This is a genomic window from Halobacterium litoreum (genome assembly GCF_021233415.1).
In the GTDB taxonomy this organism is placed as follows: domain Archaea; phylum Halobacteriota; class Halobacteria; order Halobacteriales; family Halobacteriaceae; genus Halobacterium; species Halobacterium litoreum.
This window is the reverse complement of the sequence record NZ_CP089466.1, coordinates 558,186-580,636: the sequence shown is the minus strand read 5'-3', so window position 1 is coordinate 580,636 and position 22,451 is coordinate 558,186. Positions and strand designations below refer to the sequence as shown.

Sequence of the window (22,451 nt, the reverse complement as noted above, 5' to 3'; positions counted from 1 at the left end):
ACGCCGACCAGCGACGGTTCTGTCGCTGGTCGCGTGATACCCGCGTGAATGGTCCGCCAGATTTGAATCAGGGAGGTCGCGCACAGCGAAGCGAGCACGTCCGACCGAGGTTCGAATCCGCTCGGCCCGTGTTCTGAAACTCGAACCGACGAGCGCCGCGGCCGACTTACGAGACGACGTCGACGTCTGAGAACTCGAAGCGTGCACCGCCGGACTCGCTGTCGCGCACGTCGACTTGCCAGCCGTGGGCGTCGGCGATGCGTTCGACGATGGCGAGGCCGAAGCCGGTGCCGTCGGCGACGGACGTGTGGCCGGCGTCGAACACCTGGTTTCGCTGGTCGTCGGGGATGCCGGGGCCGTCGTCTTCGACGTAGAAGCCGGCGTCGGTGGCGCGGCCGACGCGAACGGTCGCGGTGTCGCCGGCGTGTTCGACGGCGTTCCGGAAGAGGTTCTCCAGCGCCTGGCCGAGTCGACTGGGGTCGCCGTCGACGGTGACGTCGTCGACGACGTCGACGGTCGCGGCGCGCGTGTCGACCATGCGCCAGTATCGGTGGACGAGCGACCGGAGTTCGACGGGTTCGGTGTCGGCGACGGTCCGTCCCTGGCGGGCGAGTGTGAGGGTGTCCTGCACGATGGCGTCCATGCGTTCGAGCGCGGCGAGAATCTGCTCGACGTCGCCGGCGTCGCTGTCGTCGGCGAGCAGCGCGGAGTGGCCCTGCGCGATGCTGAGGGGGTTCCGGAGGTCGTGAGAGATGACCGCCGCGAACTCGTCTAAGCGCTCGTTCCGGCGTTCGAGGGACGCTTCGCGTTCGACGCGAGTGGTCGTGTCGCGCGTGATACCGACGATTCGGGTGACGTCGCCGTCGACGACGACGGGCGCGAGTTTCGTCTGGAGGGTCATCGACCCCTCGGGGAGGGAGAACGTCTCCTCGAACGTGATCGGTTCGCGAGCGTCGACACAGCGCCGGTAGTTCTCGCGGAGTGTCGACGCGATGTCGGCGCCGAGCGCCTCGCGGAGCGTCTTCCCGCGGACGTCGTCGTTGTGCAGGCCGGTCATCGACTCGGTGGAGGGGCTCAGGCGCTCGAATCGGAAGGTCGTCTCGTCGCCCGCGGTGTCGACGTTGACGACGAAGATGCCGTCCTGGGCGTTCTCGCAGAGCGCGTCGTACTGTTCGGTGAGTTCCTCGAGGCGCTGTTCGCGGTGGTTCCGGTCGGTGATGTCGCGGCTGATGCCCATGACGCCGACGACGTTGCCGTCGTCGTCCCGGTAGGGGTACTTGTTCGTCAGGAAGACGTGGCGCTCGCCGTCGATGTAGAGGGCGGATTCGCGCGTCCGGGGTTCGCCGTGTTCGACGACCGCTTCGTCGACGGCGCGGATGCCCGCCGTCGACTCCGCGTCGAAGAGTTCTTCGTCGTGTTTCCCGAGGACCGCCTCGGAGTCGAGGCCGAAGAGGTTGGCTGCGGCCTCGTTCATCAGTCGGTAGTGGCCGTCGCGGTCCTTGACGTAGATGGCCTCGGTGGTGTTCCGAATCAGTTCCGTCAGTTGGCGGTTCGCGTCGAACTCGTACTCGAACTCCTCGCGCTCCGATATCGTCGTGAAGTAGAGCGTGACGCCGTCTTCGTCGGGGTAGACGCGCGTGTTGTACCACTGGTCGGTCTGGTCGTTGTACCGCTCGTAGGAGGTCTGTCGTCGGGTGTCGAGGGCTTCGCGAATCTTCTCTTGGGCGGTCGTGCCGGTGGCGTCCGGGAACACCTCCCAGAGGTGCGTGCCGAGCAGTTCCTCGCGGGACACGCCGAGGAAGTCCGCGGCGGTGTCGTTGACGAACGTGTACCGGAGGTCGGCGTCGAGTCCGACGACGCCGTCGGATATCCGGTCGAGGACGCGGGCCTTCAGCGGCGCGTCCCGACCCTCCCCGCAGTCGCTCATAGCCGATACCGGCGCGCCTGACACAAAAGTTCGACGGTGCCGAGAGCCATTCTACTGCCAGTTCGCGGCCTGCAAATTGGGAGCAGTCATTCGTAGGCGTGCGGACGTGTCGGATATCGACACGTCTCGGGCGCGAGCGCCGTCAGCGCTCGCAGGCGTCGCCGCCACGGCGGAGACGGAGCGCGCCGGCGACGAGCGCCAGCGTGAGCGCGGTCACGGCCACCTGCACGAGTCCGCTCGTCGCCGTGGCGACGACGCCGGTCGCCGCACCGCCGGCAGCGGCGCCCGTCGCACCGATACAACAGAGGCTCGCGGCGCCGCCGAAGCCGAGCAGCGTCCAGCGGGACCGCGTCGTTTCGTCGGTCACGCGTCGTGGTTGGTCGAGGCGACGTTTTTACTTTCGGGTCGTCGCGGCGCAGGCTCGCCTCGCAGTCACTCGTCGGGCAGCGACGTCCCGCACGCCGGACACTCGTCGTCTGCGACGGTCGCTCGCGCGTCGCACTCGGGACAGTAGGACAGCCAGCACGCGCGGTCGCCCATGTACGGGGCTATTCGGGCTACGCACTTAGTTCTCGCCGTGGAGCGTCTCGTGGAACGCGACGACGAGCGCCGGCACGACCACCATGAAGATGTGTTCCTCGATTGGGATGCCGAGGAGGTCGACGCCGGTCCGTAGTTCGATTGCGAACACGCCGATAGTGAGCGTGTACCAGTCCCAGACGTACGCGACGGGGTAGAGAACCGCGACGGTCGTCGCCGCGCGACGGAGCGCGTCGGCGCGGTAGAGCAAGGCGACGGCGAGCGAGCCGAACGCGACCTCCGTCGCGAGGTACGTGTAATCGCCGAACGCCGCGCCGACGTCTGGGAGCACGACAGCGCCTACGCACCCCACCGGTAAAACTCTACGACGGCGCTCCGAGTCCGCGAGAGCCGCAATAAAGTTCAAGACGCTGGTCCGTGTCGTTCCGGGTGTAGGACCATGGATATCTCTGACATCGCGACGAACGACTACGCCGAGGTCGAAGCCGAGGAACGGTTGGGCAAGGTCCGCTCTATCTTCGAGGAGGAGAACCCGAAGGGCATCATCGTCACTGAAGCCGGACAGTACGAGGGCGTCATCACGCAGCGACAGCTCATCCAGTCCCACATCGAGGACGACACGAAGGTCGCCGCGCTCGTCGCCGACGCGCCGAAAATCTCCCGCACCGAGGACGTGCGGGAGACCGCACGCATGCTCGTCGAGGGCGGCACGAAAATCGCGCCCGTCTTCGAGGCGGACAACCTCTGGGGCGTCGTCACCGAGGACGCCATCCTCGAAGCGGTGCTGGAGAACCTCGACGCGCTCACCGTCGGCGACATCTTCACGGAGAACGTCGTCACCGTCGCCGAGGACGACACCATGGGGAAGGTCATCAATCTCCTGCGCGAACACGGCATCTCCCGCCTTCCCGTGGTCGACGATAGCGGCTTCCTGACCGGCATCGTCACCCGACACGACATCGTCGACTTCGTCGTCCGCGACAACCAGAAGACCACCCGCGGCGACCGACGCGGCGAAATCGAGCGCCTGCTCGACCTCCCCGTCTACGACGAGATGTCCAGCCCCGTCGAGACGGTCACCGTCGAAGACAGCGTCAAGGACGCCGTCGGCGAGATGCTCGACAACGACTACTCCGGCGTCGTCGTCACGCCCGCCGACGACGACCGCGTTGTCGGCGGCATCCTCACGAAGACGGACGTGCTGCGCGCGCTCTCCTACACCGAAGAAGAGCACCTCGACGTCCAGATTACGAACATCGAACTGCTCGACGCGCTCTCCCGACAGGAAGTCCAAGAGCGCATCGAACAGGTCGCCGCGAAGTACGGCGAGATGAACGTCCACCACGCCCACGTCCGCCTCCACAAGCACAAGGAGAAGCTCCGCGGCACCCCCCTGATTCAGGCCCAGATTCGCCTCCGCACCAACAAGGGCCAGGTCGCCGGCTCCGGCGAAGGCTACGGCGCAGACAACGCGTTCCACGTCGCCCTCGACAAACTCGAACGCAACGTCCTCGAACTCAAGGGCATCGAACACGACGAAGAGTACGAAGGCCAACTGCTGCGGAAACTGAACGAACTGTAACCCACTTTTTGCGCTGCGGGGGTACGCGCAGAGCGCGCACCCCCTCGGCAAAAACTTGGGGAAAAAGCACTCCTCATTCGCTCCACTTCGTTCCGCTCAGTCGTCGGCCCGAGCGCTCGCGGTGCTCGCGCTCGGCGAACCGCTCGCTACGCTCGCGGATGCTGTTGGTCTCTATCGGTCGTCGAATTCCGTGCTCCCAGTCACGCGTTCGCGGTCGTGCCAGAACCCGAGCGCCTCGCACGTTCGGGAACCTATTTTGTGGGGCGCTCCCTACCCGGCGGTATGGAGTTCGACTTCGTTCGGTCCGTGGGCGTGCTCGTCGCCATCGTGGTCGTGGGCATCGCCGGCCTCGCCGCGATGGACGTGATGCAGACGGACACCCTGTTCATGATGGTGTTGCCGTCGATGATAGCGTTCGCCGTCGTCTCCTTCTTCCTCGGGATGAAACACGGCGAGTTCCGGGCGTCGCCGTAGTCAGTAGGCGTCGCTCTCGACGCCCTCGACGCCCGAGTCGGTAATCTCGAAGCGCGCCTGCTCGCCCTCCGGGCGGGCGCGGTGTTTCTCCAGCGTGGCGCGGCGGTTGCCGCCGCGGAACCGGTCGATGCGCACGACCGCGCCGGTCCAGTGTGAGAGCGTGTGGCCGCCGAGCGGGCGGACGCGGTCGCTGTCGCTCTCGACGTCCGTGAACACCTGGTTCGTGACGACGACGGCGAGGTCGTGTTTGCGCGCGAGCGAGAGGAGGTGCGTGACCTGGTCGGCGACTCTGCGGAGCGCGTCGCCGGCGTCCTCGTCGTCCCCCCGGCGCAGGCGGTAGAAGCCGGTCGCAGAGTCGAGGACGACGAGGTCCGCGCGGTCGGCGAAGTCCTCGGTGTCGCGGACGGCTTCGGCCTGCTCCTCGAAGTCGTGGGCCTCGGAGACGACGATGCGCGAGGCGGCGGCGTCGGGGTCGTCGGTGCGCGCGGAGAGCAGTTGGTCGAATCGCTCGACGGAGATGCCTTCGGTGTCGACGTACACCGCGGTGCCGCCGTCGGTGGCGACCTCGACGGCCGCCGAGAGCGCGACGTTCGTCTTCCCGGCGCCCGGCGGCCCGTACAGTTGCGTGACGGTGCCGCGCTCGACGCCGCCCCCCAGCAGGTCGTCGAGCGCGCCACAGCCGGTCGAGATGTGGGTGTCGTCGGTCACTACCCGGAGTTGGCGCTTCCCCCGCAAAATACTCCCGGTCGGTGCACTCCCTGCGGTCGTTTACCGACCGAAGTTCGTAGTCCTGCGGACTACTCACTCCCGGGTCGGCGCGGCGCGCGGGCAAGCGTTTTGCCGCCGCGGCGCGGACCTCCGGCAGTGATTGTCGTCGCGACGGAGGACTTCGAAGTGTACCACGAGGTGGTCGCGGAGCTGCGGGACCGCGACGTGGAGTTCACGACCGTCGAAGCCGACGAACCGGTCCCGGAGACCGCTGACGTGGTAATCACGGCGGGCGAGGGCGTGGACGCCGAGGCGCCGGTCGTCGTCGCCGAAGCGGGGGCCGCGCGGCGCGCGGTGGAGGCCGCGCTCGTGTCGATGCGGGGCGGCGACGGCCGCACCGTGGTCGGCGTGGACCCGGGGACGCGTCCCGGCATCGCCGTTCTGCGCGGCGGGATGGTCGTCGCGGCGTTTCAGGTGCCGGTCGAGGACGTGCCCGAGGTCGTCGCCGAGGAGGTCGCGGGCGAGTCCGACGCCGTGGTTCGAATCGGCGACGGCGCGCGGTTGCAGGGCGCGCGCATCGTGGACGCGCTCGACGACGTGCGCGTCGAACTCGTGGACGAAACGGGGACGACGCCGTTCCTCGGGCCGGGCGCTCGCGGGATGGGTGACGTGCTCGCCGCAGTGAACATCGCGTCGATGGCCGGCGAGGAGATAGAGGGCCGGCGCATCGACCCGACGGAGGGCGAGATTCAGGTCATCAAGAGCCGGTCTCGGGAGCGAAGCGACGAGAACCGAGCCATCACGGAGGCGCTCGCGCGGAAGGTCGCGGCGGGCGAACTCACGCTCGACGAGGCGCTCGACGAACACCGCGAGGAGGACTAGGGCGCGTCTTCGCGTGGTCGGATTCTCGGCCCCAGTCCGGCGTCGGACCGTGGGGCCGCGAGCGCGCCGAACTCTGGTGCCGGCAGAACGGGCCAGAGGCGCCACGTCTATCAGTGCGTGCGTGGTAGTATTTGGCACGCGCGGGGCCGGCGGCGGTCGGCGGAAAGTACTTCCGTGGTCACGCCGGATTCGCACACATCCCCGCAGTCTCCAATCATGAACGAAGTTCAACTTGAGGTCGCGAAAGCCTACCCGAACGACTCGGGCCGAGGCATCGCGCGCCTCGACCCCGACACCCTGTTGCACCTGAAGCTCAGTCCGGGTGACATCATCGAAATCGAGGGGGCCGAAACCACGGCGGCCAAAGTGTGGCGCGCCGACCGGCAGGACTGGAACACGGACACCATCCGCATCGACGGATTCACGCGCCAGAACGCCGACGTCGGCATCGGCGAACGCGTGAAGATTCGGAAGGCGGAGGCCGAGAAGGCCGACCGCCTCGTCCTCGCACCCCCCGAGGAGGCCAGCGTCCAGTTCGGCTCGGACGCGGCCGGCATGGTGAAACGCCAGATTCTGAAGCGCCCGGTCGTCTCGCGGGACATCGTGCCCGTCATGTCGAGCACGAACCACCCGTTCATGCGCTCGCCCGGGCAGGCCATCCCGCTCATCGCCGTCGAGACGGAGCCGGAGGGCGTCTGTCTGGTCACCGAGGACACCGAAGTCGAGTTGCGCGAGGAGCCGATTAGCGGCTTCGAGCGCACCGGCGGCGGCATCACCTACGAGGACATCGGCGGCTTAGAGAACGAGATTCAGCGCGTCCGGGAGATGGTCGAACTCCCGATGAAACACCCCCAGATCTTCCAGAAGCTCGGCATCGAGCCGCCACAGGGGGTGTTGCTCCACGGGCCGCCCGGCACCGGGAAGACGCTGCTCGCGAAAGCCGTCGCCAACGAGACCTCCGCGTCGTTCTTCTCGATTGCGGGCCCGGAAATCATCTCGAAGTACTACGGCGAGTCCGAACAGCAACTCCGCGAAATCTTCGAGGACGCGAAAGACGAGTCGCCGGCCATCATCTTCATCGACGAACTCGACTCCATCGCGCCCAAGCGCGAGGACGTCACCGGCGAGGTCGAGCGCCGCGTCGTCGCGCAACTCCTGACGATGATGGACGGCCTCGAGGGCCGCGGCCAGGTCATCGTCATCGCGGCGACGAACCGCGTGGACGCCGTCGACCCCGCGCTCCGGCGTCCGGGCCGCTTCGACCGCGAAATCGAAATCGGCGTCCCCGACGAGGTCGGCCGCGAGGAGATTCTGAAGATTCACACCCGCGGCATGCCCCTCTCGGACGACGTGAACCTCGGGTCGCTCGCCGACGACACCCACGGCTTCGTCGGCGCCGACATCGAGAGCCTGACGAAGGAGGCTGCGATGCGCGCGCTCCGGCGCTACCTCCCCGAGATAGATTTAGACGAGGAGGACATCCCGCCGAGCCTCATCGACCGCATGATCGTCAAGCGCCAGGACTTCAAGGGCGCGCTCAACGAGGTCGAACCCTCCGCGATGCGGGAGGTCCTCGTCGAACTCCCGAAGATTACGTGGGACGACGTCGGCGGCCTCACGGACGCGAAGGACAACGTCAAGGAGTCCGTCGAGTGGCCGCTGAACGAACCCGAGAAGTTCGGGCGCATGGGCATCGACCCGCCGGCCGGCGTCCTGCTGTACGGGCCGCCGGGCACCGGGAAGACGCTGATGGCGAAAGCCGTCGCCAACGAGACGAACGCGAACTTCATCTCGGTCCGCGGCCCCCAACTCCTCTCGAAGTGGGTCGGCGAGTCGGAGAAGGCCATCCGACAGACCTTCCGGAAGGCCCGGCAGGTCTCCCCGACGGTCATCTTCTTCGACGAACTCGACAGCCTCGCGCCCGGCCGCGGACAGGAAGTCGGGAACAACGTCAGCGAGCGCGTCGTCAACCAACTCCTCACCGAACTGGACGGCCTCGAGGAGATGGAGGACGTGATGGTCATCGGCGCCACCAACCGCCCGGACATCATCGACCCCGCGCTCATCCGGAGCGGGCGGTTCGACCGCCTCGTCATGGTCGGCCAGCCGGACGTCGAAGGCCGCGAGCAGATTCTGAAGATTCACTCCGGAGACATCCCCCTCGCGCCCGACGTCTCCCTCCGCGAACTCGCGGAAATCACGGACGGCTACGTGGGTAGTGACCTCGCGAACATCGCCCGCGAGGGCGCCATCGAGGCGCTCCGCGAGGACGACGACGCCGACGTCGTCGAGATGCGCCACTTCCGGAAGGCCCTGGAGAACGTCCGCCCCACCATCACGGACGACCTCATGGACTACTACGACCAAGTCGAAGAGCAGTTCAAGGGCAGCCAAGCACCCGACAGCGGCCGCCGCGGCGGCGAACACATCGGATTCCAGTAGTCCCTTCTTCCGTCGGGGTTTTCGGTCTCACAATGCTCGCGACGTAAATACCTTCAGGCGAGTCGCTGGCGCGGAAACGCGCTCGGGGTACTGAAGTCCCGAGAGACGGAAGGGGACGGTAATGGTCTCCGACCTTTCGCGACGAGAGGCATTGAGCGCGCTCGCGGCCGCCGGCGTCGCCGGCGTCGCTGGCTGCACCGGTACGTCGAACGGCGACGACGAGACGACGGCGTCGACCACCGAGCCGACGACCGAGGAACCGACGACGACCGAACAAACGACCGAGCAGACGACGCCGGACGAGCGAGCACCCGAACCGGCCGACAGTCCGACGGCGGCCGTCGAGACGTTCGCGAACGCAGCGGACGCGGCGGCGTTCCAAGGGCCGTTCCATCCCCTCCACCCGTTCAGCGTCGAGAAACTCTCCCGGGAGGACGCCGAGAACCTCTACGAGAACTCGACGTTCCCCGAGAGCGTGGCCCTCGAACAGGTCGACCGCGAGGTCACCGTCGACCTCGTGGCGTCGGCGACGTTGCCCGGTCCCGACACCGAGCAGAACGCAATCGAGGACGCGCTCGCCGGCCGGGACGCCGTGGTCGTCGAAGCCACGTTCGAGTCCGAATCCGGCACCGAGACCGCCCAGTTCGTCACCGTCGAACGGGACGGCGGGTGGCTGATTCTCGCGCAGGGGTTGGGCTCTGGGAAGTCCGCCGACGAGGCGCTGCCTGCGCGCGTCGTCTCGGGCGTGGCGTTCGAACCGGACCAGAACGCGGCGCGCGTGCAGTTCGTCTCCGACGTGGTCGCGGACAGCGTGACCGTCGAGGCGGTGCAGTCCGGCGATTCGACGTCGACGAGCACGCCGGGGAGTGTGAACTACCTCGAAGTCGGCCTCGACTCGGGCGGCGACGAGGTCGTGGTGTCGGCGACCGTCGACGGCGAGTCCCGTGTCGTCCACCGCGAGCGCTACCCCGAGAGCGACCGCCTCGTTGACAGCATCGAGTTCGTCGTCGACCCCGAGACGGACGACCGCGACGCGATTGCGCGCGTGAACTTCAACGACACCGACGAGGAGGGCCGCGTGCGCGTGGTCTCCACCGTGCAGGGCGGCGAGGGCGAAGCCGAACCGGTGGGGTCGCTGAACTACCTCAACGTCGGCGTCGACCCCGAGGGCGACGAGGTGGTCGTCAGTTACCCGGTCGGCGGCGACACCGAGGAGATTCACCGCGAGCGCTTCCACCCGTAGCGGGCGCTGGCGGTCGTCGGAGCGAGAGTCGAGAGGAGGGAACCGCTTATTCGTCGACGAGCGTCGCGTTCACCTGCCCGTTCTGGCCGGGGCGGGAGGTGACGCGGGCGGCGCCGGCGTCCGTCTCGATGACGGCGCCCTTCGTGATGATGTTACGGCGGGCGTAGTTCGGGTTCGCCTTGTTCTCGCTGACGTCCTCGATGGTGGCGCGGACGGTGCCGTCGTCGGTGGCGACGTTGGCGACGTTCGTGGAGAGCGCGCGGACCTTCTCGACGTTGCCGCGGGCGTCGACGGTGCGGAAGCGCGGTTCGCCGACCGTCGTCTCGGTGGGCGCGCGACCGAGCTCGGACTTGTCCTTCTTGGAGCGCGGTCGGAGTCGAGCGCCCGTCTTGGAGCGTTTGGAACGGCCTTGGTGTTGCATACCCGGGAAGTGGCGCAGGACGCACTTGAAAGGCTCGGTTAGGCGGGAACGCAGGCTTTAGGCGCGTGCCGGCGCTGTACTCGGGTATGAGTCTCCGGGTAGCGGTCGCCGCGCCGTTCAAGCAGAAGGGGAAACAGCGAATCGCCGAGCAGGCGTTCGTGGTGACGCTGTCGCTGGACCGCGACTGGATGAGTCCGGACCAGGCGAAACGACTGCTGGACGTGGCGACCGGCGAGGGCCTCGTCGCCCGCGAGGACGGCGAACTGGTCGCCGAGTTCGACCCGGACGGCGTGGAGACTCCCGAGGAGTTCACGCCGGACGCCTCGCTCTTTCAGGAGCGCTCGGCGTTCGAGCGCGCGCTGGACGCGCTCGTCTCGGACGGCCACGACCGACAGGAGACGGTGGCGGCGGTGAACGAACTGCAGTCCGAGTTGGGCGTGACGGCGGACGCGGCGGCGGTGGTGTACGCGCGCCGCCGCGGCGTGGACGTGGACGACGCGGCCGAGAAGGCGAGAGCCGAACTGGAGGGCTAAGATGGTCGAGAAAAGCGAAACCGACGGGAAGCGAATCGCGGAACTGCTGTCGAGCGAACTGACCGGTCACGAGAACGCGCCGTTCGACCGACTGGCGGTGGCGAACGCCGACCCGGACGTGGAGCCGACGACAGACGGCGCGCGCGCCTACGACGTGGAAGCGGACGGCGAGCGACTCGCGTCGGTGTACGTCCAGCCGGACCGCGCGCGAGTGGAACTGGTCTCGGGACTCGATGCGGCGCGGGAGGCGGCCGAATCGGGCGGGCTGCGGACGCGCCCGGTGGGGGGCGAGCCGCCGCGGCTCGTGGTGTTCGTGGAGAGCGGCGTGGACGCGAAGCGAGCGCTCGACGCGGTCGGCGCGGCGACGATGGCGTGAACTCACAGTCGGCGAGAGGTGACTGCCAGCGGGGGCCGAGAAAGCGAACCGCTTTTCTCCGGGCGCGGGGAGGCCGAGGTATGGGATTCTTCGACGACCTCGCGGCGCGAATCGACGCAGCGGACACCGTCGTGAGCGTCGGCCTCGACCCCGACACGGACCGGCTCCCGGAGGAGGTCCGGGACGCGGACCTGCCGCGGTGGGCGTTCAACCGCCGCGTCATCGACGCGACCCACGAGCACGCCGCGGTGTTCAAGCCGAACGCGGCGTTCTACGAGGACAGCGACGGCTGGCGCGCGCTCCGTGAGACGGTGGCGTACGCCCACGGGAAGGGCGTGCCCGTCCTGTTGGACGCGAAGCGCGCGGACATCGGGAACACGGCCCGCCAGTACGCCGAGATTCTGGACTACGTGGACGCCATCACCGTCAATCCGTACCTCGGCGAGGACGCGCTCCAGCCGTTCCTCTCGCGGGAGGACGCGGGCGTGTTCGTGCTGTGCCGGACGTCGAACCCGGGCGGGATGGACTTCCAGCACCTCGAACTCGCGGCGTACGACCGGCGGCTCTACGAGCACGTCGCGGAGCGCGCCTCGGGGTGGAACGACGAGTACGGGAACGTCGGTCTCGTCGTCGGCGCGACGGCGCCCGAGGAACTCGAAGCCATCCGGGAGCGCGTGCCCGAACTTCCCTTCCTCGTGCCGGGCGTCGGCGCGCAGGGCGGTGACGCCGAGGCCGCCGTCGAGTACGGCCTGAACAGCGAGGGCGTCGGCGTCGTGAACTCGACGCGGGGCATCATCTTCGCCGGCGAGGAGTCGCCGGAGTGGGCGAGCGCCGCGGGCGACGCGGCCCGGCGCCTGAAAGAGCGACTGAATCAGTTCCGCTAGCGCGGGCCGTCGGTCTCGCCGCGGCCGCGCCGGACTTCGGCGGCGCACTCGGTGCAAAAGCCGGTCGCGGCGTCGTAGTGTTCCTGGCAGACGACCGCGCCACAGCGGTCGCAGGTGAACTGTGCCTGTGCGTTCCCACAGACCGAACAGAGGCCGGAGACGCTCATGTTTCCGTGTAGGGTCTCGGGGGGCTTGAGGGTGAGGCCAACACCCTTACTCTTCGACGCCGTACGTCGAGGCGTGGAGCCGGATTCGACCATCGTCTGGGGGTTGACCGCGGTGTTCGGCGCAGTTAGCGTCGTGTTCGGCGTTCTGGGCGTGGTGTACAGTCCCGTGGCGCTGGGCATCGCGGTGCCCTTCGGTCTCGCGGCGGGCATCTTCTACTACCACGCGTCGGGCGGGGCGTTCGAGCGCGGCTACCGTCGGCGTCGCGTCTCCCGCGAGCAGTTCGAGCGCGAGCAACGCCGGCGCGCGGCGGACGGCGGCGCAGCGAGCCGCGGGCCGCGGGGCGGGCAGAGTCGCCGCGCCCGCGAGAGTCGGCGCGACGCGGGCGAGCGTCGCGGCGGTGGCCGGCGGCGAGACCGGACGCAGGCGGACGGCGCGGCGGCGGACCGGCCGCGTCGCGAGGACTACCGCGTGCTCGGCGTCGAACCGGATGCGAGCGCGGAGGAGGTGAAGGCGGCGTACCGGGAGAAGGCCCGCGACCTGCACCCGGACCGCGGCGGGGACAGCGAGCAGTTCTCTCGCGTGAACGAGGCCTACGAGCGCCTGAAACGCGAGGCGTAACGGCTACGGTCCCCTCCGCCAATTCCGGGGTGTGCGAGCCATCTACTTCGACCTCGACGGGACGCTCCTCCAGTTCGACGAGGGCGACGTCGTGGACGCGATGACGGCGGCGTTCGAGGCGGTCGCGGGAGAGGCGCGGGACGAGTGGCTGGAGGCGTACAACGCGGGCTTTCTGGAGCGCTTCGAGGCCTGCGAGCCGGCGCCGTACCGGGGCGGCGTGGAGCGCGCTCGTGCGGAGGCGGGCTTCGACGGCGGCGTCGAGGAGACGGCCGCGGCGCTGCTGGACGCGGAAATCGAACTGTTGGAGCCGTCGCCGGGCGCGGGCGAGACGCTCGCAGAACTCGGCGAGGCGTACCGCGTTGGCGTGCTGACGAACGGCGCGCCGGAGTTCCAGCGCGCGAAACTCGCGGCCCACGGCCTCCACGAGCACGTCGACTGCGTGGTCGCGAGTTACGAGGCGGGCGCACACAAGCCCGATTTGGCGCCCTTCGAGTTGGCCGAGCGCCGCCTGCCGGCGGACGCGTACGCGCTGGTCGGTGACGCCGACGCGGACGTGGACGGCGCAGCGAACGCGGGGTGGGACGCCCTGCGCTACGGAGGCGGCGAACTGGGCGACGTGCCGGGCGACCTCGGCTGGGCGTAGTTCGGGAACGGCAATCTCGGGACGGCTACGTACCGCTATCCGGGGAAGGCTTTTGTCTGGTAGTCCCTAACGCGGTCCCATGGGACGCGACCGTGCCCGACTGGTGACCGCGCTCGAACGCGGCGAACGGGAGGGCGGGAGCGTGGAGTTCAAGGAGCGATTCAGCCGCGACGTCCACCTCGCCGACGGGCGAATGGAGAGTCTCGCGGCGCAACTCCGGCACCGCGTGCTCTCCGGGGACGGGGAGGCCGAGTACGTGCTCGGCGTGACCGACGACGGCGGCGTCGCCGGCGTCTCCCCGGAGACGTTCTCGGAGACGATGGACGTGTTGAGCCTGCTCGCCGAGGAGGCGGGCGCGCACATCGAGGACGTGCAGACGTGGGGCACCGAGGACGGCGACGGCGGCATCGTGGGCGTCGCGACGATTCGGGACGGCGCGGCGCTGTCCACCGACGACGACCACATCATCGTCGGGACGGCGGGTCACGTCGACCACGGGAAGTCGACGCTCGTCGGCAGTCTCGTCACGGGCGACCCGGACGACGGCGACGGCAGTACCCGGGGCTTCCTCGACGTCCAGCCCCACGAGGTCGAGCGCGGCCTGTCGGCGGACCTCTCCTACGGCGTCTACGGCTTCGACGGCGACGGCCCGATGCGCGTGCGGAACCCCGACCGGAAGGACGAGCGCGCGGCGGTCGTGGAGAACGCAGACCGCGTCGTGAGTTTCGTCGACACCGTCGGCCACGAACCGTGGCTGTCGACCACCATCAGGGGGCTCGTCGGACAGAAACTCGACTACGGCCTGCTGACGGTGGCGGCCGACGACGGCCCGACGAAGACGACCCGCGAGCACGCGGGCGTCCTGCTGGCGACCGAACTGCCGACCATCGTCGCTATCACGAAGACCGACCTCGTGGACGAGGAGCGCGTGACCGAGGTCGAACGCGAGGTCGAGCGCCTGCTCCGGCAGACCGGGCGCACGCCGCTCCCGGTGGCGCGCCACGGCGTCGACGCGGCCGTCGAGGAGGTCGGCGAGAACGTCGTCCCCATCGTGCGAACGAGCGCGGTGACGACCGAGGGGCTGGAGGTGCTCGACGAGATGTTCGAGCGCCTCCCGAAGACGACGGCGGCCAGCGGAGCGTTCCGGATGTACGTCGACCGCACGTACAACGTCACGGGCGTCGGCGCGGTGGCCTCCGGCACCGTGAAATCCGGCACCGTCGAGGCGGGCGACGAACTCCTGCTCGGGCCGTTCCCGAGCGGGGAGTTCCGGCGCGTGGAGGTGCGCTCGATCGAGATGCACTACCACCGCGTCGACCGCGCGCAGGCCGGCCGCATCGTCGGCATCGCGCTGAAGGGCGTCCGCGAGGAGGACGTGGAGCGCGGGATGGTGTTGCTGCCGTCGGACGCCGACCCGACGCCAGTCCGGGAGTTCGAGGCCGAGGTGATGGTGTTGAACCACCCGACGCGAATCGACGCGGGCTACGAGCCGGTCGTCCACCTCGAAACCATCGGCGAGGCCGCGAAGTTCGACCCGTCGGGCGGCCAACTGCTCCCCGGGGACACCGGCGAGACGAGCGTTCGCTTCAAGTTCCGACCGTACCTCGTGGAGGAGGGCCAGCGGTTCGTGTTCCGCGAGGGGTCGAGCAAGGGCGTCGGCACGGTCACGAGCGTCTCCGACTGACAACAGTTTTCTCGCGAACCCCGCAATCCCCGGTATGGTCAGTCGCCCCACGCTGGAGTTCGTCGCCGGAATCGTCGCCGCGGGCGTGGTCGCGGGCGGCCTGTCGCTGCACGTGGCGACGCCGTACGCGCTCGCAGTCGGACTGGCGGCGGGCACGCCCGCTCTCGTCCGGACCAGCACGCGCCTCGACCGGGACGCGTACGACGCCGCGAAGTCGGAGACCGAGCAGGTCGTCGACGGCGCCGTCGCTGCCGGCGCGACGCTCGTCCTCGGCCTCGCTGCGGGATACGTTGCGGTGTCGGGTGGCTACGAGGGCGCCATCGCGGCGGCCGCCGCCGCGGCGTTCGGCGTGCTCGGCGGCCAGTTCGCGTTCTACGCGCGAAACCGAGACTACGTGGACTGAAGCCACGCGCGGACGCCGTGAAGGTCGGAGAACGCGCGGTGTGGCTCCGGGTCGGGCGTCCGGTCGGCGTCGCCGTGTATCCAGACCGAGCGGAGGCCCGCCGCGTGCGCCCCGGCCACGTCCGAGGAGACGGAGTCCCCGACGTGGACGGCGTTCTCCGGGGTCGCGTCGAGGCCGGCGAGCGCGCGGCGGAACGGCTCGGGGTCTGGCTTCGACGGGGCGTCGTAGCCGGCGAACACGACGACGTCGAAGGCGCCGGTGAGGCCCGCGCCGCGGAGTTTCTGTCGCTGCATCTCGGGCGCGCCGTTCGTGACGAGCGCGAGCGGGACATCGAGCACGTCGAGGAGGTCGCGGGCGCCCGGCAGGCACTCGACGCGGGTCTGGTCGCGCGTCTCGGCGAACGCGTCGGCGACGGCGCGGCCCGTCTCGGGGCCGTGACCGGCGTCGGCGGCGAGGTCCGCGAAGCACGCGCGCCGGAGTTCGTTCACGGTGTCGGCGTCGTCCGCGTAGTCGCCGTACGCCGCTCGGTAGTCGCTCGCCGCGAAACAGGGGTCGACGCCCGCGCGCTCGAACGCGAGCGCGAGCACCTCGCCGACCGAACGCTCGTAGGTGACGAGCGTGTCGTCGAGGTCGAGGCAGACGGCGTCGACGGTCACGCGTCGGCCCTCACGTAGCCGCCCTCGGTTTCGGCGGCGAGGCCGAACAGCACCGCCCAGTCGAGGCGGCGCTCCACGCGTTCGGTCCAGAACGCCGGCCAGTTCTCGCGCTTCGCGCGCTCCCAGCGCGGCACGCGCTCGCGGACGGCCTCGAACACGTCCTCTGAAGTTCGGGGCCCCTCGGCGTCGAGCGCGTCGAGGGTCTCGGCGACGAGGAAGACGTTCTCGCGGAACGCCGCCGCGAGCGCGTCGGTGTCGGGGTCTGACTGGGTGCGCGCGTAACTCCCGCCCTCCTCGGTGGCGAGGCCGAGCGCCGACAGGAAGACGAGATACGAGGACGCGGTGCCGCGGTCGGGGACGTCGGTGCGGTCGACGACGCGGCGACAGCAGTCGTCCTCGGGTTTCGGGACGAGCGGGACGGCGTCCCGGACCCGCCAGAGCGCGTCGAGCGACGCGGGAGCGGGGGGCACGGGCTTTCGCTGCATGCGAGACGGTCGGCGCTGCGGGGCCTTGAGTCGTTTGGAGGCGAGGCCCGTCGCGGCCACCGTGTTTTTTCTTGTCTCGCTCCGTATAGATGGTACAGCAACGCCGGGGCACCCGCGTTGGGGTCGCAGTGCCGCGAGGAAGCCGTCCATCAACAATGGTTGACAAGACACAAATTTCGACGAGTAAGACGATACAACAGCGAACGGGGAAGACGTTCCACCTCGCGACGAGACTCCTGCCGAAGCGCGTGCGCAACTCGACGTACGTGCTGTACGCGTTCTTCCGCGTCGCCGACGACGTGGTGGATACGACCGAGGACCGCGACCCGGAGCGCCAGCGCGAGGAGTTAGAACGCATCCGCGAGGTCGCGTTGGGGGAACGCGAGAGCGACGACAAGGTGTTGACCGCGTTCCGGGAACTCGCGGTGCGCTACGACATCAGCGACGAGGACGTGAACACGTTCGTCGACGCGATGCTGGCGGACCTCGAGACGACCCGGTACGACACCCACGAGGAACTGGAGACGTACATGCGGGGGTCGGCGGTCGCCGTCGGGAACATGATGATGGACGTGATGCAGGTCGAGGACCCGGAGACGGCGGCGCCCCACGCGGCGGCGCTCGCAGAGGCGTTCCAGTTGTCGAACTTCCTCCGGGACGTCGCCGAGGACATCCACGAGTACGACCGCGTCTACCTCCCGGCGGAGACCCGCGAGGAGTACGGCGTCACCGTAGAGCAGTTGCGCGACCGCGAGGTGACCGCGGGATTCCGGGAGGCGATGCGCACGGAGTTGGCGTACACGGAGACGAAGTACCGCGAGGGCGTCGCCGGCATCCAGTACCTCCCCGAGGACTGCCAGTTCGCGGTGTTGCTGTCGGCGGTGCTGTACGCCGACCACCACCGCGAGATTCGGGCGCGGGACTGCGACGTGCTCACGGAGACGCCGGGGCTGAGCACGACGCGGAAACTCTGGTTGCTCGCGAAGACGCGGGCGCTGTGGGCGCTCAACAAGGACCCGGAACACGTCTTCTACCGCGTGACGGAACTCACCCAGCAGGTCGACCACCGGCAGCGCCACGGCGACCCACACCCGACGCCCTAGAGGCGGGCGGGCGACCGGTCGAACACGCCGAAGTCGAAGCGGTCCGTGGCGAGCAGGGCGGCCCCGAGCACGCCCGCGGCGAGCGCGGGCACGAACTGGCCGAACGCGGCGTTCACGACGCCCCAGAGGATGACGAAGCTCACGAGGTCGTCGAGCAGGAACGCACACGACGCGAGTCGGTCGCGGAGCCCGGTCCGCGAGAACCCCCAGTCGAGGACGGCGACGGAGACGCTCGCCGACAGCACCCAGCCGAGGTAGTTCGACAGCGGGACGCCGTAGTAGACGCCGCCGGCGTCGTAGGTCCAGAACCCGAGCGCGACGGCGGCGGGGTCCAACACCACGTCCATCCAGAGGACGAGCGCGGCGACGGCGGGCAGGCGGACCACGGGGGAGTCGGCGCGCGGCCCGAGCAGGAGGAGCGCGAGCAGGTAACTGTTCACGACCAGCGGGAAGAAGAACACCGGCAGACCGGCCGGGACCGCCCCGAGGAGCATCGGTCCGAGTTCGACGAGGTACTCGAAGTGGCCGTACGGCCAGCCGGTAGCGACGCCGACGAGTTCGATGCCGTACGCGTACGCGGTGAGCGCGAGCAGCGCGGCCGCCGCCTTCCGGTCGACGAGCGGCGCGAGCCCCGCAATCAGCGGGAGGCGCATCACGAGCGTCCCGAACAGGATGAGGTAGGGGTTGAAGGAGAACGGCGCGGGCAGGAGGTCCCACGCGGACGCGAGCAGGAGGACGGCACCGACCGCGGGGAACACCACCGCTATCTCGAAGCGGTTGTCGGCGACGAGCGCGTCGAGGCGGCGTTCGAGGGCGGCGCGGTCACGCATTGGTGAGCCTCCAGAGGCCGCCGAGGGTGAACGCCATCCCGACGAGCGTGTTCACGTAGGGGTACCACCAGTACGCGCGGTCCACGTCGATGCTGCTCCGGACGATACCGAAGACGAGGACGGGGTACGCGAGCAGCAGCGCGCCGAGTCGCCAGTCCACGAGCGCGAACACGCCGGCGGCGGCGAGCCAGCACGCCGCACAGTACGCGTACGTCCGGCGCTCCCCGAGCGCCGTCGCAGTCGTGCGGATGCCGGCGTCGCGGTCGGGCTCGATGTCGGGAATCGCGGAGAACGTGTGCATCCCCATCGCCCACAGCCACCCGCCGGCGACCGCGAGCAGGGGCGGATGCTGGCCGGCGACGGCAGCGTACGCGGCGGCGCCCGGGAGAACGTAGAGGCCGTTCGAGAGCGAGTCGAGGAACGGCGTCGTCTTGAACCGGAACGGGGGCGCGCTGTACTCTGTCGCGAGCAGGAACCACCCGGCGAGCCACGGGTACGCGACTGCCGGAACGACGGGAGCGAGCGCGAGCAGGAGCGCGCCCGAGACGGCGACGACTGCAGTCACCGCGCGCCCACCGCGGAAGCGCGCCTCCCGGCCCTCTTTCTTCGGGTTCGCCTCGTCCACGTCCCGGTCGAACACGTCGTTGACACCGTAGAGGTAGACGTTCGCGGGGACGAGGAAGTACGCGAACAGCGCGACGGCGGGCGCGCTGAACAACTCGGGCACGTCGGCGGCGGCGTACGACACCCCGACCAGCACGGGGCCGGCGAGGTAGAGCCAGAACCGCGGGCGGGACAGCGTCACCAGATACCGGAGCATCTCAGCGCTCGTCGTCCACGACGTAGTCCGCGGTTATCTCGCCGCTGATGAGACACATCGGCACGCCGATGCCGGGCGTCGTGAACGACCCCGTGAAGTAGAGGCCGTCGAGGGCCTTCGAGCGGTGTGGCGGCCGGAACAAGGCGGTCTGTCGGAGCGTGTGCGCGAGGCCGAGTGCGGTCCCCTGGTAGGAGTTGTACCGGTCCGCGAACTCCGAGACCGAGAACGTCTCCTCCACGACGATGCGGTCCCGGAGGTCGACGCCCGTGTTCTCGGCGATGTCCTCCAAGACGAGGTCGCGGTACTCCGCGCGCACCTCGTCGGTGTCGTCGAGGCCGGCGGCGATGGGGACGAGCGCGAAGAGGTTGCTGTGTCCCTCGGGCGCCACGTCGTCGTCCGTCTTCGACGGCACACAGAGGTAGTACGCGGGGTCCTCGGGCCACTCGGGGTCGTCGAAAATCTGGTCGAAGTGGCCCTGCCAGTCGGATGGCAGAACGAGCGTGTGGTGGGCGAGCGGCTCCACGTCGCCCTCCACGCCGAGGTAGAGCAGGAACGCCGACGGCGCGTACGTCCGGGACTCCCAGTAGTCCGCGTCGTACTGGCGCTTCTCCGGCGGGAGGAGTTCCTGTTCGGTGTGCGCGTAGTCCGCGTCCGAGACGACCACGTCCGCGAGCACGTCGCCGATTGCGCCGTCCGTCTCGACCTTGAAGCCGCCCCGACGCCCCTTGATGGCGGTGACGGGGTGGTCGGTGAGAAACTCCACGCCCAACTCCTCGGCGAGGTCGGCCATCCCGAGGGCGACGGCGTTCATCCCGCCGTCCGGGTAGTAGACGCCGAGGTTGAAGTCGACGTGACTCATCAGGTTGTAGAGCGCCGGCGTCGTGTCCGGCGACCCCCCGAGGAACACGAGCGTGTACTGCATCACCTGCTGGAGTTTCGGGTGGTCGAAGTACTTCTCGACGTGGTCCTGCATCGACCCGAGGAGGGTGAGACCGCGCGCGTACTCCGCGAGACTCGGGTCCAGCCAGTCCCGGACTCGGGGCCGGTCCTCGTAGACGAAGTGCTCCATCCCCACCTCGTAGTTCTCCCTCGATTGGGCGAGGTAGTCGTCGAGCACGTCGCCCGCGCCCGGTTCGTACGCGTCGAAGACGGCCTTCACCTGCTCGCGGTCGGGCGTCACGTCGATGGTGTCGCCGTCCGCGTCCACGTCGAGGCCGGGCGGCGCGCGCCCCGGACGCCGCCCCTCGTTATCCTTGAAGAAGATGCGGTAGTGCGGGTCGAGGTGAGTGAGGCCGTAGTAGTCCGTCGGCTCCCGGTCGAACTCGGCGAAGAAGCGCTCGAAGACGTCCGGCATCAGGTACCACGACGGCCCCATGTCGAACGTGAAGCCGTCGCGCTCCAGCGAACTCGCGCGCCCGCCGACCTGCTCGTTTTTCTCCACGACGGTCACGTCCGCGCCCGCGTCCGCGAGGTGACACGCAGTGGAGAGCCCGCCGAAGCCAGACCCGACGACGGCGACCGACCGACCCGAGAGCGGTTGCATGCCCGAAACGTGGGACGGACGGTAGATAAAACGCCACCTTCCGGCGGGCTGAAACGACGACCCGCGGTCGGCGCCCGACAGCGGTTACGCCACGTCGAAGCCCTCGGCGAGCAGGTCCTCGTGGACCTCGCCGAGCGAGTACGTCGGCCCGCCGACGACGTTCACGGTGACCTGCGCCGGCCCGAACACGCCCTCGTCCACGTCGCCGACGTCCCAGTCGGCGTCCCCGAAGATTTCGGCGAACGGCGCGTCGTAGCGCTCGGCCGCCGACGACGGCACCGCCGCGAACCCGTCGAAGTCCTCCTCGACGGTGAGGTGGACGCGCCCGCCGTACGCGAGCGCGTCGTTCGTCCGCCCGATGGCCGTCTCCTCGTCGCCGGCGACGGGCGCGACCGGTGCGCTCCCGCTGGCCGTGAGGACGTTCGTCGGGTCGTAGCCGAGTTCGTACAGGCGGAACATCGCGAGTTCCGCCGCGCGAGCCGCCGCCGTGACGCTCCCCGCGACGCTCGCCGTGCGGTACGTCGGCAGGAAGACGCTCTCGGTGTTCACGTCCGAGAGGTCGGCGACCTGCCCGGCCGCGGCCTCCGTCGGGAGCGCGTCACTCTCCAGTGCGAGCACCGCGAACTCGAAGGCGTCCACGTAGTCGATGGCCTGAAACTCGCCCTCGCGAGCGACGAGCGCGCGAGCCGGCCCGCTCCCGAGCCCCTCGTAGTCGTCGACCGAGAGCTCCCAGCCGGCCTTCTGCGCGCCGAGCAGGGAGACCGCGGGGCGGTCACAGGCGAGTTCGACGTGCGGGAACGTCGCCCCGGCCACCTCGTCGACGCGCGTCTGTACGGTCGCGAGCCCCGCCGTCTGCAGTTCGGCGAGCAACAGGCCGGCCTCGAGACCGCCGCGGTGCTCCACGCCGAAGTCGATGACCGTCGCGCCGTTCTCCAACTCGAACGCGCCGACGTCCAGTTCCTCGGTGAACTCCAACGCCTCGTCGGCGAGCTCCAGCGCCATCCGGTTGAGACTGTCCATGCTCGTCGGATTCGGCGCCCCCACACAAGAGGTTTCTCAGTACCGGCGCGCGCCGGCCGTGAATCCACCGATCGTCGCGTGGACCACGCCCGCGAACCCGAGCACCGCCGTCATCGCACCCCCGAACGTCACCACGAACCACTGCCTGTCGCCCCGACAGCCCTCGTCGTACACCGTGAGCGCGTACCGGGTGCCGTTCACTCGCACGTCGCCCGGCAGGTCGCCGATGTGCGAGGGCTCCAGTGTCGCGCGCCCAGACGTCGCTGCGGCCTCGACAGTCGGACGGACGTTCGCGGAGACGTTCTCCAACGCGGTGACGGAACCGCCGGTCGAGTCGGTCGAGTCCGCGAGCAGCGAAGTCGTGTCCTGACAGGACGGCGCGCCGACGACGCCGACGGCGGCGACTGCGACGCCGATGACGACCAGCAGTCCGAACCGGTGAGCGCGTTTCACGCCACAGTATTCC

Annotated in this window: 26 protein-coding genes; 13 read left to right on the top strand and 13 right to left on the bottom strand. The window is 69.3% G+C overall.

What is annotated here, in order from left to right:
- Positions 1-166: 166 nt before the first annotated feature.
- The 3 genes from LT972_RS03230 to LT972_RS03220 form a co-directional block, all read right to left on the bottom strand.
- Positions 167-1,927 (bottom strand): PAS domain-containing protein, encoded by a 1,761-nt coding sequence (locus tag LT972_RS03230; protein ID WP_232571762.1) that lies wholly within the window; start codon positions 1,925-1,927, stop codon positions 167-169.
- 142 nt (positions 1,928-2,069) lie between these two features.
- Entirely contained in the window at positions 2,070-2,294 is a 225-nt protein-coding gene (locus LT972_RS03225; RefSeq protein ID WP_232571761.1) for a hypothetical protein, read from the bottom strand.
- 198 nt (positions 2,295-2,492) lie between these two features.
- Positions 2,493-2,798, bottom strand: coding sequence for a lycopene cyclase domain-containing protein (locus LT972_RS03220; protein WP_232571760.1), 306 nt, complete (start codon positions 2,796-2,798; stop codon positions 2,493-2,495).
- 108 nt (positions 2,799-2,906) lie between these two features.
- Between LT972_RS03220 and LT972_RS03215 the strand changes: the two genes are divergently transcribed.
- Positions 2,907-4,049: a CBS domain-containing protein gene (locus LT972_RS03215; protein ID WP_232571759.1), complete on the top strand. Its 1,143-nt coding sequence runs from the start codon at positions 2,907-2,909 to the stop codon at positions 4,047-4,049.
- A 282-nt stretch (positions 4,050-4,331) separates the two neighbouring features.
- Positions 4,332-4,523, top strand: coding sequence for a DUF7333 family protein (locus LT972_RS03210; RefSeq protein WP_232571758.1), 192 nt, complete (start codon positions 4,332-4,334; stop codon positions 4,521-4,523).
- Here the strand turns inward: LT972_RS03210 and radB are convergent, their stop codons facing one another.
- Positions 4,524-5,231, bottom strand: a complete 708-nt coding sequence (radB, locus tag LT972_RS03205; protein ID WP_232571757.1) for a DNA repair and recombination protein RadB — start codon at positions 5,229-5,231, stop codon at positions 4,524-4,526. It lies immediately after the preceding gene.
- A gap of 156 nt (positions 5,232-5,387) precedes the next feature.
- On the opposite strand from radB, the gene LT972_RS03200 reads away from it, so the two are divergent.
- From LT972_RS03200 to LT972_RS03190, 3 genes are all read left to right on the top strand, one after another.
- Positions 5,388-6,113, top strand: coding sequence for a hypothetical protein (locus tag LT972_RS03200; RefSeq protein WP_232571756.1), 726 nt, complete (start codon positions 5,388-5,390; stop codon positions 6,111-6,113).
- A gap of 216 nt (positions 6,114-6,329) precedes the next feature.
- Positions 6,330-8,555, top strand: a complete 2,226-nt coding sequence (locus tag LT972_RS03195; protein ID WP_232571755.1) for a CDC48 family AAA ATPase — start codon at positions 6,330-6,332, stop codon at positions 8,553-8,555.
- A 151-nt stretch (positions 8,556-8,706) separates the two neighbouring features.
- The gene (locus LT972_RS03190) at positions 8,707-9,798 is read left to right on the top strand and encodes a hypothetical protein (RefSeq protein ID WP_232571754.1); all 1,092 of its coding nucleotides are present in this window, start codon (positions 8,707-8,709) and stop codon (positions 9,796-9,798) included.
- Between the two features lie 46 nt (positions 9,799-9,844).
- On the opposite strand, the gene LT972_RS03185 is transcribed toward LT972_RS03190, so the two are convergent.
- Entirely contained in the window at positions 9,845-10,219 is a 375-nt protein-coding gene (locus LT972_RS03185) for a 30S ribosomal protein S8e (protein WP_232571753.1), read from the bottom strand.
- An 86-nt stretch (positions 10,220-10,305) separates the two neighbouring features.
- Between LT972_RS03185 and LT972_RS03180 the strand changes: the two genes are divergently transcribed.
- From LT972_RS03180 to pyrF, 3 genes are all read left to right on the top strand, one after another.
- Positions 10,306-10,752 carry a DUF2240 family protein gene (locus LT972_RS03180; RefSeq protein ID WP_232571752.1) on the top strand — a complete coding sequence of 149 codons (447 nt, stop codon included), beginning with the start codon at positions 10,306-10,308 and terminating at the stop codon, positions 10,750-10,752.
- A gap of 1 nt (position 10,753) precedes the next feature.
- Positions 10,754-11,128 carry a hypothetical protein gene (locus LT972_RS03175; RefSeq protein ID WP_232571751.1) on the top strand — a complete coding sequence of 125 codons (375 nt, stop codon included), beginning with the start codon at positions 10,754-10,756 and terminating at the stop codon, positions 11,126-11,128.
- Positions 11,129-11,208: 80 nt separating this feature from the next.
- Positions 11,209-12,012, top strand: a complete 804-nt coding sequence (gene pyrF / locus LT972_RS03170) for an orotidine-5'-phosphate decarboxylase (RefSeq protein ID WP_232571750.1) — start codon at positions 11,209-11,211, stop codon at positions 12,010-12,012.
- Here the strand turns inward: pyrF and LT972_RS03165 are convergent.
- Entirely contained in the window at positions 12,009-12,179 is a 171-nt protein-coding gene (locus LT972_RS03165; protein ID WP_232571749.1) for a zinc finger HIT domain-containing protein, read from the bottom strand. The two genes, pyrF and LT972_RS03165, sit on opposite strands and share 4 nt — an antisense overlap.
- Before the next feature lie 73 nt (positions 12,180-12,252).
- Here LT972_RS03165 and LT972_RS03160 point away from each other — a divergent pair, with 73 nt between their 5' ends.
- The 4 genes from LT972_RS03160 to LT972_RS03145 all read left to right on the top strand — a co-directional run bounded on the left by LT972_RS03160 (position 12,253) and on the right by LT972_RS03145 (position 15,528).
- Positions 12,253-12,798, top strand: a complete 546-nt coding sequence (locus LT972_RS03160; RefSeq protein ID WP_232571748.1) for a J domain-containing protein — start codon at positions 12,253-12,255, stop codon at positions 12,796-12,798.
- Positions 12,799-12,829: 31 nt separating this feature from the next.
- Positions 12,830-13,441: an HAD family hydrolase gene (locus tag LT972_RS03155; protein ID WP_232571747.1), complete on the top strand. Its 612-nt coding sequence runs from the start codon at positions 12,830-12,832 to the stop codon at positions 13,439-13,441.
- Positions 13,442-13,520: 79 nt separating this feature from the next.
- Positions 13,521-15,125, top strand: coding sequence for a GTPBP1 family GTP-binding protein (locus LT972_RS03150; protein WP_232571746.1), 1,605 nt, complete (start codon positions 13,521-13,523; stop codon positions 15,123-15,125).
- Positions 15,126-15,159: 34 nt separating this feature from the next.
- A complete protein-coding gene (locus tag LT972_RS03145; RefSeq protein ID WP_232571745.1) occupies positions 15,160-15,528 on the top strand; it encodes a hypothetical protein in 369 nt (122 codons plus the stop codon).
- On the opposite strand, the gene LT972_RS03140 is transcribed toward LT972_RS03145, so the two are convergent.
- Complete coding sequence (locus LT972_RS03140) at positions 15,516-16,184, bottom strand: HAD family hydrolase (protein WP_232571744.1); 669 nt, start codon at positions 16,182-16,184, stop codon at positions 15,516-15,518. The two genes, LT972_RS03145 and LT972_RS03140, sit on opposite strands and share 13 nt — an antisense overlap.
- Positions 16,181-16,669 (bottom strand): hypothetical protein, encoded by a 489-nt coding sequence (locus tag LT972_RS03135; RefSeq protein ID WP_232571743.1) that lies wholly within the window; start codon positions 16,667-16,669, stop codon positions 16,181-16,183. Before LT972_RS03135 ends, LT972_RS03140 begins: the two co-directional genes overlap by 4 nt.
- A 155-nt stretch (positions 16,670-16,824) precedes the next feature.
- On the opposite strand from LT972_RS03135, the gene LT972_RS03130 reads away from it, so the two are divergent.
- The gene (locus LT972_RS03130; RefSeq protein ID WP_232571742.1) at positions 16,825-17,772 is read left to right on the top strand and encodes a phytoene/squalene synthase family protein; all 948 of its coding nucleotides are present in this window, start codon (positions 16,825-16,827) and stop codon (positions 17,770-17,772) included.
- Here the strand turns inward: LT972_RS03130 and cruF are convergent.
- The 5 genes from cruF to LT972_RS03105 form a co-directional block, all read right to left on the bottom strand.
- Entirely contained in the window at positions 17,769-18,602 is an 834-nt protein-coding gene (cruF, locus tag LT972_RS03125) for a bisanhydrobacterioruberin hydratase (RefSeq protein WP_232571741.1), read from the bottom strand. The two genes, LT972_RS03130 and cruF, sit on opposite strands and share 4 nt — an antisense overlap.
- Positions 18,595-19,422: a prenyltransferase gene (locus LT972_RS03120; RefSeq protein ID WP_232571740.1), complete on the bottom strand. Its 828-nt coding sequence runs from the start codon at positions 19,420-19,422 to the stop codon at positions 18,595-18,597. The genes cruF and LT972_RS03120 overlap by 8 nt, the downstream gene beginning before the upstream one ends.
- A 1-nt stretch (position 19,423) precedes the next feature.
- Positions 19,424-20,965, bottom strand: coding sequence for a phytoene desaturase family protein (locus LT972_RS03115; RefSeq protein ID WP_232571739.1), 1,542 nt, complete (start codon positions 20,963-20,965; stop codon positions 19,424-19,426).
- Positions 20,966-21,049: 84 nt separating this feature from the next.
- Positions 21,050-21,985 carry a methenyltetrahydromethanopterin cyclohydrolase gene (gene mch, locus LT972_RS03110; protein ID WP_232571738.1) on the bottom strand — a complete coding sequence of 312 codons (936 nt, stop codon included), beginning with the start codon at positions 21,983-21,985 and terminating at the stop codon, positions 21,050-21,052.
- A 36-nt stretch (positions 21,986-22,021) separates the two neighbouring features.
- A complete protein-coding gene (locus LT972_RS03105; RefSeq protein ID WP_232571737.1) occupies positions 22,022-22,438 on the bottom strand; it encodes a hypothetical protein in 417 nt (138 codons plus the stop codon).
- Positions 22,439-22,451: the final 13 nt, after the last annotated feature.